This is a genomic window from Okeania sp. SIO2B3 (genome assembly GCF_010672525.1).
Lineage (GTDB): Bacteria > Cyanobacteriota > Cyanobacteriia > Cyanobacteriales > Microcoleaceae > Okeania.
On the sequence record NZ_JAAHGH010000071.1, the window covers coordinates 1 to 14,710 of the forward strand.

The 14,710-nt window shown below is 38.6% G+C and carries 10 protein-coding genes; 9 read left to right on the forward strand and 1 reads right to left on the reverse strand.

What is annotated here, in order from left to right:
* Window positions 1-275 (forward strand): hypothetical protein (locus F6K15_RS27950; protein ID WP_293067322.1); only part of this gene is annotated, 275 nt, incomplete at its 5' end.
* Window positions 276-796: 521 nt separating this feature from the next.
* Window positions 797-2,203 carry a cation:proton antiporter gene (locus F6K15_RS27955; protein WP_293067325.1) on the forward strand — a complete coding sequence of 469 codons (1,407 nt, stop codon included), beginning with the start codon at window positions 797-799 and terminating at the stop codon, window positions 2,201-2,203.
* A gap of 1,163 nt (window positions 2,204-3,366) precedes the next feature.
* On the opposite strand, the gene F6K15_RS27960 is transcribed toward F6K15_RS27955, so the two are convergent.
* Window positions 3,367-4,188 (reverse strand): sirohydrochlorin chelatase, encoded by an 822-nt coding sequence (locus tag F6K15_RS27960; protein ID WP_293067328.1) that lies wholly within the window; start codon window positions 4,186-4,188, stop codon window positions 3,367-3,369.
* 525 nt (window positions 4,189-4,713) lie between these two features.
* On the opposite strand from F6K15_RS27960, the gene F6K15_RS27965 reads away from it, so the two are divergent.
* From F6K15_RS27965 to F6K15_RS27995, 7 genes are all read left to right on the forward strand, one after another.
* Window positions 4,714-5,043, forward strand: a complete 330-nt coding sequence (locus F6K15_RS27965; protein ID WP_293067331.1) for a hypothetical protein — start codon at window positions 4,714-4,716, stop codon at window positions 5,041-5,043.
* 106 nt (window positions 5,044-5,149) lie between these two features.
* Window positions 5,150-5,473: a hypothetical protein gene (locus tag F6K15_RS27970; protein ID WP_293067334.1), complete on the forward strand. Its 324-nt coding sequence runs from the start codon at window positions 5,150-5,152 to the stop codon at window positions 5,471-5,473.
* A gap of 469 nt (window positions 5,474-5,942) precedes the next feature.
* On the forward strand, window positions 5,943-6,185 hold the full coding sequence (locus F6K15_RS27975; protein WP_293067336.1) for a hypothetical protein: 243 nt from the start codon (window positions 5,943-5,945) through the stop codon (window positions 6,183-6,185).
* 283 nt (window positions 6,186-6,468) lie between these two features.
* Entirely contained in the window at window positions 6,469-6,678 is a 210-nt protein-coding gene (locus F6K15_RS27980) for a hypothetical protein (RefSeq protein ID WP_293067338.1), read from the forward strand.
* Window positions 6,679-6,920: 242 nt separating this feature from the next.
* Window positions 6,921-8,114, forward strand: coding sequence for a glycosyltransferase family 4 protein (locus tag F6K15_RS27985; RefSeq protein WP_293067341.1), 1,194 nt, complete (start codon window positions 6,921-6,923; stop codon window positions 8,112-8,114).
* 99 nt (window positions 8,115-8,213) lie between these two features.
* The gene (locus F6K15_RS27990) at window positions 8,214-13,163 is read left to right on the forward strand and encodes a type I polyketide synthase (protein WP_293067344.1); all 4,950 of its coding nucleotides are present in this window, start codon (window positions 8,214-8,216) and stop codon (window positions 13,161-13,163) included.
* Between the two features lie 99 nt (window positions 13,164-13,262).
* Window positions 13,263-14,710, forward strand: a 1,448-nt coding sequence (locus F6K15_RS27995; RefSeq protein ID WP_293067347.1) for a type I polyketide synthase, incomplete at its 3' end; no start/stop codon positions are given.

The window sequence follows — 14,710 nt, forward strand, 5'->3', positions numbered from 1 at the left end:
GTATTATATTGTGCTTCTTCTGTACATTATTTAACTCTTTTCGCAATACTCATCTCTACATGTTCATCACCCTCTCACGCCTCTTTCTACGCCTACTCTTCTCCCTCTTCTCCCTCTCCCCCCTCTTCCCCCTCTTCCCCCTCTTCCCACTCTTCCCCCTCTTCCCCCTCTTCCCCCTCTTCCCCACCCTCCTACAAGGGTTTCAGGAGTTCCTTATCAGGGATAGCCTCCTGGGAGGGGTTAGAGGTGGGTCCCCTACTCAAGATACGGGTTGAAAATCTACCCTACTTCCTCACTCCCCTACTCCCCTGCTCAAAATACAGGTAGAAAACTTTTTAAGGTACTTTTCAAAACTTTCCGAATATTATTTTTTCAGGTTATACCAATTTGATAAATGTTTGTTACAAATGGTAGGGACGCCCTGATGCAACGTCCGTACGAAAGAAGGAAGAGGCAAGAAGGAAGAAGGGGAAAAATTTGAAAAAAAGGGAAAAACGATAGAAATAACTATCTAAAATAAACTGGAGCAGCTATTTTTCAGCATATTCGATCAAGATCTACTTTTTTGTAGCATTCTTTTTTTTAATTGGTATTAGATAAATATTTACCATACATTTTAGATAGATCGATACAGACTCAAACATAAACCTGTTGATCTTCTCTGCCTAACTTCAAATTCGATATCTTTTATATATACTCACCAAAAAATATTTTTATAACCAAAGATTAGCCCTCTGTGTCTAAAGTCCTGTTACATTAAGTCAAGATGATTTAGAAAAACTTAATGTTTAGTTCAATGGCAGGGTTTAATTTTTTGAATGAATTTTTCCTATTTCCTTTATCAGGCAAACTTCAACCAATACTAGCCACAGCGACAGAAACAGAAGTAGAACCAGCAATGGTAGTTGCAGCAGTGCTTTTGAGTCTAGTGGCAATTTATATAGCCAGTAAAGCAGGGGGCGAATTTTTTAATTGGCTAGGTTTTCCACCAGTATTAGGAGAACTGGTAGGAGGTGTAGTTATCGGTATTTCCGCCCTAAACCTGGTAGTCTTTCCAGAAAGTGGGGCAGATAGTTCCACATCAGTAGTTATCAGTATTTTAGAAGCAACAGCAGGTTTAGCCCCTGACGCTGCCGAAGCTACATTTCAAGTCCAAAGTGAAGTCCTCGAAGTTCTATCCGAACTAGGGGTCATTATTTTGTTATTTGAAATTGGCCTAGAGTCCAACATTAGAGACTTAATGCAAGTGGGTATTCAGTCCCTAATTGTCGCAATTGTGGGAGTAACATTACCATTTGTCGCTGGTACAGCAGGAATGATGATGATATTCCATGTCTCCGCAGTACCAGCAATTTTTGCAGGAGCAGCTCTTACAGCAACCAGTATTGGCATTACTTCCAGGGTACTAGCAGAAATTAACCGTCTCAATACCCAAGAAGGTCAAATTATTTTGGGTGCTGCTGTTATAGATGATGTTTTGGGTATTATTATCCTGGCAGTAGTAGCAAGTTTAGCCAAAACTGGCGAAGTCGATGTAGTCAACGCTGTCTATCTGATAGTTAGTGCCAGCGTATTTTTGGTAGGTGCAATATTGCTTGGTCGTTTCTTTAATGACACCTTTGTTTTCTTTGGTGAAAAATTTAAAACTCGTGGACGAGCAGTTATTCCCGCTTTGACGATCGCCTTATTTATGTCCTACATTGGTACAGCGATCCATTTGGAAGCAATATTGGGAGCTTTCGCCGCCGGATTAGTTTTAGATAACTTAGATCAAACAGAAATAGGTAGAGAATTAGAAGAACTAATTCGTCCTATTTCTGATGTCGTCGTTCCCATTTTCTTCGTCACAGTAGGGACAAAAACCAATCTTGGAGTTCTCAACCCAGCTATTCCTACTAACCGTGAAGGTTTAGTTATTGCAATCTTCTTAATAGTTGTTGCTATTGTGGGTAAAGTTGCCTGCGGTTTTAGTGTCTTTGGTTTAGAGAACATTAACCGTTTAGCTGTTGGTGTTGGTATGGTCCCACGGGGTGAAGTTGGTTTGGTTTTTGCCTCAGTTGGTTCTGCTAGTGGCGCTTTATCTCCTGCTTTGGATGTAGCAATTATTCTCATGGTTATTATTACAACATTCTTAGCACCGCCATTACTGCGAGTAGTGTTCGGAGAAGGAGAAGCAGAAGAAGTAACTGAAACTTCTGGGTAGTTATTTGCAAAAGGTTGATTTTTAGATGGTTCTTCTATAGAACCCCTGAATGGGAACTTTGCACGCGGTATGTGCTTTTGGCTTGCGTCCTCAGTCTGAGCGAGCCAGTGGAAATTCAGGAACTGGAGTTTAGGGGAAAAAGCGGATGAGACCCCGCGCCGTCCCATAGCGCACCTGGTAGCATACCAAGCAGGTAGAAAAATGTTCTGATCTCCCCATCTCCCCATCTCCCTATCTCCCATCTCCCCATCTCCTCCTCTATTTAAAGATAGGAATGGGGGGAGGGGAGATGGGAGCATTTTTCTACCTTTTTTCCTTTTTTCCCTATTCTATTTCTGAATTTCCTGACTTCACCAGGACTGAGGAGTTCTACCAAAAGTACATACCTCGTGCAAAGATATGATCGGGGGTTCTATATAGCAACTGCCAGAGCGTTTAGGACAGAGAATAGTCTAAAATTATAGACCATCTCATAGAGGCGATATAGCTGCCACTAGACTCCGCTAATACCAATTTAAAAAAAGAATGTTACAAAAAGGTAGATCTTGACCAGATATGCTTAAAAATAGCAGCTCCAGTTAATTTTAGATAGTTATCTCTATCGTTTTTCCATTTTTTTCAATATTTACTCCTTCTTCCTTCTTCCCTCTTCCTTCTTTCGTACGGACTATGCAACGTCCCTACCATTTGTAACAAACATTTATCACGCTTGGTATAACACGATGTTTCTCCTTTCATCCTAAGCACCTTGTTGACTGCTATATTATCAAAGCTCATTAATTTAGACCTATAATATAGAACCCCTGAGTGGTATCTTTGTACGCTGTATTTGCTTTTGGTGGCAGTCCTCAGTCTGAGCGAGCCAGTGGAAATTCAGGTACTGGAGTTTAGGGGAAAAAGCGGATGCGACCCCCCGCCGCCCAATAGTGCACCAAGCAAGTAGAAAAATACTCTCATCTCCCCATCCCCTCATCCCCCCACCACCTCCTCTGTTTTTAAATAGATCCGTTTAGGGGTTCTATATAGACAAGTAAGTTAGGACTTATGGGGATGATGACCCGAATCAGGAGAAATGTTTTTCCCACTGTTCCCTGCTATCATAAAAATGTTATTCTTGATTCTCTTAAAAATCTATCAAATTGCCTCCTACTCTATGCTCCATTCTATTCAGTTTCACTGAGGTTAATCAAGTCCAAAACTAATTTCGCTAACTCATCAGTTGCCCCAAGAGGTGGGGTCAGATAAAATTTAATAGCAGGGTATATTTGAATAAATTGATTGACTGTATCAGCGATCGCATCAGTAATAGCCCCATTAAACAGAAAATAAGGTAAAATCCCAATTTTTCGATATCCTTGTCTTATTAATATTTCAACCCTTGATTTCAGGTCGGGAGAAACAGACCAATAAGCAGTACAAACCAAAACTTGACAACAGCTTTCCAGAGACTGGGCTATTTTTTCCACAGGGTCATTGCCACCAGGACGACGACTACCATGAGAAATAAGTACCCAAGCATCAGCAGTCACAGAAGTTACTTTAGGTGCAAGTAAACCTACCATTTCTGGATGGGAACCAATATAGGGACATAGAGTGATTTTAGTTTGGCTATAAGTTTCTGAGTTAATTTCAGATTTTGGGTTACTTTTTTCCCTTGCTTTAACCTTGTGTCTGAATACCTCTATTTCTGCTGGAATATCCTCTGTGACATGAACTCCTGGTAATAGAAATAAAGGTATAATTTTAACTTGATTAATGTAGAGCGATCGCCCATATTCCCAAAAATCTTCAATTTGTTCGTCCAGAGATTTAAGCCCCAGTTCTAAAACTCCTGTACCAATCAAAGGATATTTGAGAATACAATTACTTGTAAAATTTTCAGTTAAATTTATTTGTCTAGACAACAGTCCAGCTAGTGTCTGTAATTCTAGGAGTGATCGTGGGTCACGACTACCATGAGATACTAAAAAATAGGTTGATAGCAATTTTAACTTTGACCTAATTATATAGATATATAAATATTAAGTAATTAAGTAATACTTTGGGACAACTTTAATCCTGATTTAGTTAAAGATTTATGTATCTTCGTATACATTAACTCTATCAACTTTCTCTAGATATGGGGTCATTTCAGTTATCAGTTATCAGTTATCAGTTATCAGTTATCAGTTATCAGTTATTAGTTATTAGTTATCAGTACCTCTAGGTGTTTGCGCAGCATGACCTAGGAAAGCATTGGGATTGAAATCAGGAATAGTCTCTTTTTTTTATCCCTTTAAAAAGGGAGGCGCATACCCACAATTTTTCGGTAAAAGTCCAATCAATCTCTCTTAAATGAGTTAATTCTGTGTTGTCCAGTATCTCTGCAAACTGTTTAATTATAACACTTACTTTACGGCCAGTTAATATTGGTAACTCTATATAAAGATAGAATCTTTTCGAGAATAATCTGCTATGATTATATTAAATACCAATATACTTGAGTAGAAAACATACTAAGGAGCAAAAAAATGGCCAAAGAAGAAGTAAAAAGCGTTACCATACTTCAAAGTGATGATGATTTTGGCGGTAGTCCAGAAACTATCTATGGAAAGTCCCCAAAAAGTAACAAAAAGAAAAAGAAAAAGCAATCAAAAGGTTTGTCTGCTTTAGAAAAAAGTATATTCAAAATGGCGAAAATGAATGACAAGGCAAGCAAAGAATATCGCGAACGTCACGAAAAATCTAACAGAAAGAAGAAAAACGGTTGGATTAAAGATTTCTCCAAAAATTATAGCAAGGCTATGTCCAAGATGGGTGGAAGTGGAATGGGAACAATGGGTATTAAGTTGTTTGAATAATTAAAATATGAATGCCAATTGGTAGAAAACCCAAATTACTAAGTTCCAAAGATAAATATCTACTTACACATATCGTTTAGTAGAAAATATTCAGAGGAGAAATAAAGTGGCTAAAGAAGAGATAAAAAGCGTTACTGTACTGGAAAGTGATGAAGATTTTGGCGGTAGTCCATCAACTATCTATGGTAAATCAGCCAAAAAAAGAAAAAAGAAAAAGAAAAAGCAGTCAAGCGCTTTGAAGCCTTATGAAAAAGCTGTATTCAAAATGGCTAAAATGTACGATAAGGCAAGCAAAGAATATCGTGAGCGTCACGAAAGATCTAACCGGAAGAAGAAAAACGGTTGGATTAAAGATTTCGCGAAAAACTACAGCAAGGCTATGTCCAAGATGGGTGGGTACGGCTACATGGGTATTAAATTGTTTGAATAATTAAAATATTAATACTGATGAGCAGAAAGCCCAACTAACAGGGAAGAAAGTTTTACTTACCACTTTCATATAAGTCTTAGACAAAGGGGATCAACCTGAATACTAGCTTTGATGTATACAAGGTTTGAAGTGCAATGTACTTTTTACATCACGATCAGTGAGACTTTGGAAAAAAAAGTCGAACTAAAGCAAAATCTTGATTTGCTAGATATTCCATATGTGGAGCAGGAAGCTTAGGTTATAGTCTAGTCCTGCTATTAGTAAGTTATGAGGAGTATGTTAAAAGTAAAAATTAATTGACATCATACTCCTCATGCTTCTATTAATGAAGGGCAGGTTTGAGAGAGAATTTATCAAACTAACTCAGGTAATACACAACCAATAACAAATGCAAGCAAAAAATAATTGCAGGCTTTTGGTAAAATTTCCCTTAGCAACATAATTAGTAAACATTAAGGAGGTCAAAAAAATGGTAATGTCATCCGATACCAGTGAAAAAAGTGGGAAGCAACAAGCAAACACCATTATTTTAGAGTTTGGAGGGGCTAAGAGTGACGATATCGATGATTTGCGGAGAGGTGAGGGTAAAGTCTTCAAAAAAATAGGCCAAACAATTGAACAACTAAAAGAATCAGGCAACGTTTCAGATAACATACAGCCCATAATTGTTATTCTCAAGAAAAAGAAAAGTAAGAAAGGACTTTTAGACTAAGAAGATTTTCTTACTATAGTTATAGTGAGTGTAAGTGTTGCAAGTGTCCTTTAAAAGTTTCATAACTTGAGTTATGATTGACTAATGAAATAATTTCTCGCTTGACTTCGAGCATAATGCTCGAAGTTATGTATGTTAGGTTAAATAGTTAGTGATTTTAGCTCCTAAACTTAATTATCCTAGTATTTAAGTAAGATGAGAAAAGGGCACGAGATCCAAAAATGAGAAAATTTTCTCTAGCAACAGTTAAATTAAGTAGTAAAAATTTAAGGAAAACACAAAAATGACACAACAAGCCAACACCATTATTTTAGAAATGACTGGTGCAGATAAAGACGATATCTATGACTTTCGGAGGGGCGAAGGCAAGATATTCAGAAGAATACGCTCGATGATAGAACAGTTAAAAGAACAAGGTGAAGTGGATGAAAATGCACAGCCTGTAATTGCCATAGTACAGAAAAAGAAGGATAAAAAGGGACTCTTAGACTAGAGAAATTAACACCTACGCAATGTACTAATTTTGCTTTAAAGTTAGTAGTAACGTATCTTACGAATATAGTTGCGGTTTAAGTATAATTGACGATTCCATCAAGCCCTCCTTTGTAGAGTGAGGGCTTGATATTTTTATACTTATAACTAAGGGTAAATAATTTTGACTTTTTTATATATTTGATTCAAGGTGTATCAAAATCCCGTATACTTCAAGAGAAACTATAAGTTCAAGTTGATCACGTGAACATACTATTAGTCTGCACAGAAAAGTTACCAGTGCCTTATGTCCGAGGTGGAGCTATCCAGACATACATAGACGGTATTCTACCTTACCTAAAACGAGAGCATGAAATCACAGTATTCTCCATAGCAGACCCAGATTTACCAGATAGAGAAATTAGAGACAATATTCGTTATGAGCGTACTGCAGCAAACACTTCAGAAGAATACTATCAAGCAGTAAGCAAATTTGTAGAAGGGAAAAATTTTGATTGGATCGTAATTTACAATCGTCCCAAATATGTGTCCTTGGTTGCCAAAGCAGCCCCAAATAGTCGCTTTCTACTTAGTATGCACAACGAAATGTTCCATGCTAAAAAAATCGAGCCACAAGAAGCAATTAAATGCCTGGAGCGAGTAGAAAAAGTAGTGACAGTCAGCAAATTTATTGCTGATGGTATTGCCAAATTATTTCCAGAATATAAACACAAACTTCAACCTGTATATGCTGGAGTAGACCTCAAACGCTTTCAGCCAAGGTGGGCGGAAGGTGCAAAAGAGAAACGAGAAGCAATGCTAGCGACTTATGGTTTGGAGGGCAAAAAAGTAGTCCTTTGCGTGGGCAGGTTGACAGATAAAAAAGGACCTCATCTATTAATATCTGCGATCGCCAAAGTAATAGAAAAACACCCATCTGCGGTATTATTTTTAGTAGGCAGTAAATGGTACGGAAATAACAAAGAAAACGATTATGTCCGTGAAATTAAAGCAGAAGCAGAAAAGTTAGGCCAAGCAGTTCAGATGACAGGTTTTATTCCACCATCTGAAGTTGCAGATTATTTCTTATTAGGTAATATATTTGTATGTGCATCTCAATGGGAAGAACCTCTAGCTAGGGTACATTACGAAGCCATGGCAACTGGCCTATGCACTATTACCACTGCTAGGGGTGGGAACCCTGAAGTAATTATTCCAGGGAAAAATGGTATCATAATCACAGATTATGAAAATCCGGATGCGTTTGCAGAGCAGATAGATTACTTGTTGTCTAGACCAAAAGAAAGTGAAGAAATGGGAAGAACAGGACGTGAGCTAGCCGAATTATATTATAGTTGGTCAAGGGTAGCTTGGGATATTTTGAGTATTATTAATGATTCAAAATCAATGCCTTTAGAGAGACTGGGACTAATAGAGCAAGATAAAGAAGCAGGATAAATTGAAGCTAATTTTTCCATACCCAAGTCAGGTTGATAAAGATTAGGAATCAGGGCTTAAAAGCTAGAATAATGATGAATATTTGTATTGGTTGATTTTATGAAGGAACAAAAAAAGAGCGACCTAACAGCTATTATTGGCATGTCTTGTAGATTTCCTGGAGCAGATGACTATAATCAGTTCTGGAAAAATATGGAGGTAGGAGTAAATAGCATCAGTGAAATTCCTTCCCAAAGGTGGGAAGTAGAAAAGCATTATTCTCCTGTTCCTAATCAACCAAATAAGACCATTAGTAAGTGGGGAGGATTAGTAGAAGGTATAGATGAGTTCGACGCAGAGCTTTTTAATATTTCTCCCAGAGAAGCAGGAAAAGTAGACCCACAACATAGAATAATGTTGGAATTGAGCTGGTCTTGTATAGAAGATGCAGGTTACTCACCATCTCAACTTTCGGGAAAAAATGTAGGTGTTTTTATGGGGGCGTGCAACTATGACTCTATTCTATTGATGAACCGAAATCAGGACAATGTAGAAGGTCATAGTGGAACAGGAACTTGGACTTGTATGATTCCCAACCGCATATCTTCATTTTTCAACCTGCACGGCCCAAGCATTCCAATTGATACAGCTTGTTCAAGCTCACTGGTAGCTATTCATTACGCACTGAAGTCCCTCAAAGAATTAGAATGTGAAATGGCCTTGGTAGGTGGGATCAGCGTGTTATTCACGTCAACAACATATATCCAGATGAGTCAACTAGGGATGTTGTCTCCCACAGGACAATGTAGAACATTTAGTAGTGACGCTGATGGTTATGTGAGGGGAGAAGGAGCAGGAGTAGTTTTATTAAAGCCTCTGACAAAAGCAATAGAAGATGGCGATCAGATTTATGGTGTAATTAAAGGGAGTGCAGTTAATCACGGAGGTAAAGCGAGAACTATAACATCTCCTAATGTATACGCCCAAGCTCAAGTAATTCGTGCAGCCTATACTAAGGCAAATATTTCTCCAAATACAGTATCTTATATAGAATCTCATGGAACGGGCACACCATTGGGAGATCCGATAGAAATTAATGCTTTGAAAAGAGCCTACAGACAACTGTATCAGCAGTATGGAGTAGAAAAAACAGAGAAACCCTATTGTGGTATAGGAGCAGTCAAAAGTAATATAGGGCATTTAGAAGGAGCAGCAGGAATTGCTGGATTAATCAAAGTCCTATTAGCGATGAAGTACAAAAAACTGCCCCAAATTGTCAACTTCAAAGAATTAAATCCACGCATTAGTCTTAAAGATACTCCTTTCTATCTAATAGAGGAAGCTCAAGAGTGGAAACGATTAAAAAATGAATCAGGAGAAGAGATCCCCAGACGTGCAGGTTTAAGTTCCTTTGGTATCGGGGGCGTTAATGCTCATATTGTATTAGAAGAACCCCTAGAAGAAGAAATCAAAAATCAAAAGCGAGTGCTAATTGGCGAGGTGTCCTCAGAATGTAAGACGCACATCTTACAGTCAAAAGTTAAAAGTGATAGTATAGAGCGTCCACAAGAGATTTTCACCCTCTCAGCGCAGACAGAGAAAGCAGTGAGGGAATTAGCAAAAAAATATCAAACTTATTTACAATCAAAAACTGAAGCATCGCTACAAGATATATGCTTCAGTGCTAGTACAGGGCGGACGCATTTTGCAGAAAGACTGGCAATAGTGGCAGAGTCAAACAGTGATTTAGAGCAAAAATTAGCAGATTTTCTTGAGGATAATGAGACAAACAGAGTTGTAATAAGAGGAAAAGCACAAAATCAGGAAAAGGATATTGCTTTTCTATTCACAGGTCAGGGGTCTCAGTATATAGATATGGGACGACAGTTATATGAAACTCAACCCACATTTCATAAAATTATAGACCAGTGCAATGAAATTCTGAAAAAATATCTAGAAATTCCTCTGTTAGAAGTTATATATCCTAAAGATGCGCAAAAGTCAAGTACCTCTTTAATAGACCAAACAGCTTATACTCAGCCTGCTCTATTTGCCATAGAATATGCTCTAGGAAAGTTATGGGAATCATGGGGAATAAAGCCTAGTGTGGTAATGGGTCACAGTGTAGGAGAATATGTGGCTGCTTGCATCGCAGGAGTATTCAGTTTAGAGGATGGCCTGAAATTAATCGCCATACGGGGACGGTTGATGCAAAAGTTACCCTCCGGTGGAGAGATGGTATCTGTAATGGCATCAGAATCTCTGGTAGCAGAGGCCATAGGAGAATATAGTTCAAGGGTGACAATAGCAGCGATTAATGGACCAGAAAGTATCGTGATTTCTGGAGAAAGAGAAGCGATCGCAACCATTTGTAGCAAGTTAGAAGTAATGGGAGTTAAGACCAAAAAATTACAGGTGTCCCATGCTTTTCATTCTCCGATGATGGAGCCAATGTTGGCCGAGTTTGAAGCAGTAGCAGAGGAAGTAATCTATAATCAGCCAAAAATACCACTGGTGTCAAATGTAACTGGTAAAAAAGCAGGAAATGAAGTAACTAAGGCCGAATATTGGGTAAATCATATCAGAAAACCAGTACAGTTTCATCAAAGCATAAAAACGTTACACGAGCAAGGAAATCAACTTTTCTTGGAAGTGGGACCGAAACCAATATTGTTAGGGATGGGACGTCAATGTCTACCAGAAGATGTGGGAGTATGGTTGCCGTCATTACGTCCAGGAGTAGAAGAATGGCAGCAAATGTTATTGAGCTTAGGAAAGTTGTACGTTAAAGGAATAACAGTGAATTGGTCAGAGTTTGACTCTGATTATACTCGCCAGAAAGTAGCATTACCAACATATCCATTCCAACGACAACGTTACTGGGTAGAAAAAACAGAAAACAAACAGAATGAACATCAAAAGTTAGAAAAGATAAGTCAGACACCAATTGTCAAACTACTCACTCAAGGAAAAACAGAAGCTCTCACTCAACAACTAGAAAAAGCGCTAAATTTTTCACCAGAACAGCTTAAACTTTTACCAGAAATAATAAATGTATTAGCTAAACAACATCAGGAACAATTAGCAGCAGTAACTATAAAAAATTGGTTCTATGAAGTTCAGTGGAAACCTTTAGCTCAAAAATACGCAACAACAAGCACTCAATTAAGTCATTGGTTGATTTTTGCCGATACCACAGGAGTAGCAGAAAAATTAGCACAAAAATTACAACAACAGGGTCATAAATACAGCTTAGTTTATAGAGGAGAGAGCTATCAAAAACTAGCAGCAGGAAAATATCAAGTCAATCCTGATATTCCCGAAGAATTTGAAAAACTGTATCAAGAAGTTCAAGAAAGTAGTGAAACTCCCCTGTCAAAGTTAATTCATTTGTGGAGTTTAGATGCTCCAGAATCAAAAGATTTAACTCTTAAAACTTTAGAAGAAACCCAATTATGGGGATGTGGCAGTGTGATACATCTGTTGCAGACTTTACTCAAAAACAACAGCACTCCCCAACTATGGCTAGTAACCCGTGGCTCTCAGTCAGTATTATCTAAAACAGAAAATAAGATGGCCGGATTAGCAGCATCGCCTTTGTGGGGATTAGGTCGAGTCATGTCCCTAGAACATCCCCAATTATGGGGAGGACTAATAGATCTAGACCCACAAGCTCTAGCAGCAGACGAGACAGAAATGTTATGGCAATTATTAGCTAACCAAAAACAAGAAGATCATCTAGCCTTACGGGGAGAAAAGACCTATGTAGCTCGTCTAGTTAATAAAGATACTCCAGAATTTTCTCAACCCCTATCCTTATCATCAGGTAGTTACCTAATCACAGGAGGGTTAGGAGCTTTAGGATTACATACTGCCCAATGGTTGGTGGAAAAAGGAGCAAAAAATATTGTTTTAACTGGACGTCGGCCTCCAAGAGAAAAAGTGAGTGAGTCTATAAAACAATTAGAAAAAACAGGATGCCAAGTGAGAGTGTTGTTAGGGGATGTTTCTGTTGAAGCAGACATAGGCAAAATTCTGGAACAAATTCAGACATCAATGCCAACACTCAAAGGCATAATTCATGCAGCAGGAATTACAGGAGAAGCTCAACTGCTTCATGATTTAGAACTTTCTCAACTCGAAGCCGTACTGCGTCCCAAAGTAGTAGGAGGATGGTTGCTACATCAACTAACTCAGAAGCTAGAGCTAGACTTTTTCGTGAATTTCTCCTCCATTGCATCAGTATGGGGTTCAAAAGGTCAAGCTCACTATGCAGCAGCCAACCATTTTCTGGATGGATTAACTTATTATCGCCGCTCTCTGGGAACACCAAGTTATAGCATAAATTGGGGGCCTTGGTCAGGAGGAGGTATGGCAACGGGAGAGGCCATGAATTGGTTAAATCAAACAGGGGTGAAACCACTGGAATCAGAAAAAGCCATAGCTGCTTTGGAGAAGGTGTTAGTAAGCAATAGTTCTCAGACAGTAGTAGCAGATATAAATTGGAGGTTATTTAAAGAACTCTATGAACTAGGAGGTAAACGGTCACTTCTGGAGGAAATTTCACTAGATTCAGAGGCAACAGACGTAGAAAGTGCTGAAGAACAAGATGCAAGGAAACAGAAAGTCAAAGCCGAATTTTTAGCAAAATTAGAGCAGGCCTCAAATGAAAAACGTCAAGAAATGTTAACTGAACACATTCGAGGGCAAGTAGCTCAGGTACTAGGTTTAAGTTCATCTCAATTACCGGAAGTCAATGTAGGCTTTACGGAAATGGGAATGGATTCTTTAATGACGGTGGAATTAAAAAATCGACTACAAAATCAACTAGGAACTAACTTACCTGAGACAATAGCTATGGAATATCCAACGATTACGAAATTGTCCTTATATATAGAGGAATTAATGGGATGGAAGACAACAGAAAATGGCGCATTCTCTGATAGCCTGATCCAAACTGATGTATCAGAAATAGATGGAAATATATTGCCAGTTCTCGAAGATATTTCAGAAGAAGATTTTGAAGCACTAGCAGCTCAACAACTGGAAAAACTGAAAAATATACTATGATATATCTAATAGTGAAAAAGATATATATTATTTAATGTAATTTTTACAACAATATAGAAATTATTTAAAACAAAAAAATTAGGTAAAGGCTAAAAAGTTATGGAACCGAGTACTGAAAAAGATCAACTATCATTATCTAAACAGATGTTTTTGGCTTTAAAGCAAGCAGAAACTAAGTTGGAGATGATGGAGCGTTCAAGAAGTGAAGCGATCGCCATCATTGGCATAGGTTGTCGATTTCCTGGAAATGCCAACACACCAGAAAGCTTCTGGGACTTGTTATCCAATGGTAAAGACTCTGTTAGGGAGATTCCACTAGAACGTTGGGATATAGATTCTTACTACGATCCCAACCCTGATACTCTGGGGAAAATGTATATCCGTCATGCAGCATTAGTTGAGCAGGTAGATAGGTTCGATCCACAATTTTTTAGTATCTCTGGCCGAGAAGCACATAGCCTTGATCCACAGCAACGTTTTATTTTGGAAGTAACTTGGGAAGCTTTAGAAAGAGCAGGTATTAATCCCCAGGAATTAGAAAACACTCAGACAGGAGTGTTTATCGGTATAGGTCAAAATGATTATGCTAATTTGGGTTTGAGACAAGTCGAAAATATTGGGGCTTACGATACTACAGGAAATGGGTTTTGTTTTGCATCAGGTAGGTTATCTTACTTTTTAGGATTGCAAGGCCCATCAATGGCAATAGATACAGCTTGTTCATCGTCTCTGGTAGCTTTACATGAAGCTTGCCAGAGTCTGCGTCAGGGTGAATCCAATCTGGCTTTAGCTGGAGGAGTCCAACTAATTCTCTCTCCTCAAATCACAACTGGACTATCAAGATTAAAGGCTCTATCACCTGATGGCAAGTGTAAAACTTTTGATGCTGCTGCTGATGGTTTTGGTAGGGGAGAGGGATGTGGCATTGTGGTACTAAAGCGTTTGTCGGATGCGGTGAAAGATGGGGACAATATCTGGGCAGTAATTCGCGGTTCGGCTGTTAACCACGATGGGCCGAGTAGCGGACTGACAGTACCGAATAAACTAGCTCAGGAAAAACTGATTCAGCAAGCTCTCAAAGCAGCCAAAGTAGAACCGTTACAAGTGAGTTATGTGGAAGCTCATGGTACAGGAACTTCTCTAGGAGATCCTATGGAAGTGAGAGCCTTAGCTAGTGTGTTTGGGCAGGGACGCGATGGGGAAAATCCATTGAATATCGCTTCAGTTAAAACTAATATCGGTCACCTAGAAGCTGCATCTGGAATAGCAGGTATTATTAAGGTGGTTTTGCAACTGCAACACCAAAAAATTGCCCCTAATCTGCATTTTACTAATCCTAACCCCTATATTGATTGGGAGAATATACCTTTAAAAGTACCTACTCAACTCACACCTTGGCTATCATCAGGGGATAAAAGAGTGGCAGGGGTGAGTTCATTTGGAATGAGTGGCACAAATGCTCATATAGTGTTAGAAGAAGCTCCAGAAGAAGTCAGAAGTAAGAAGTCAGAAGTAAGAAGTGAAGAAGATTTAGAACGTTCGCTGCA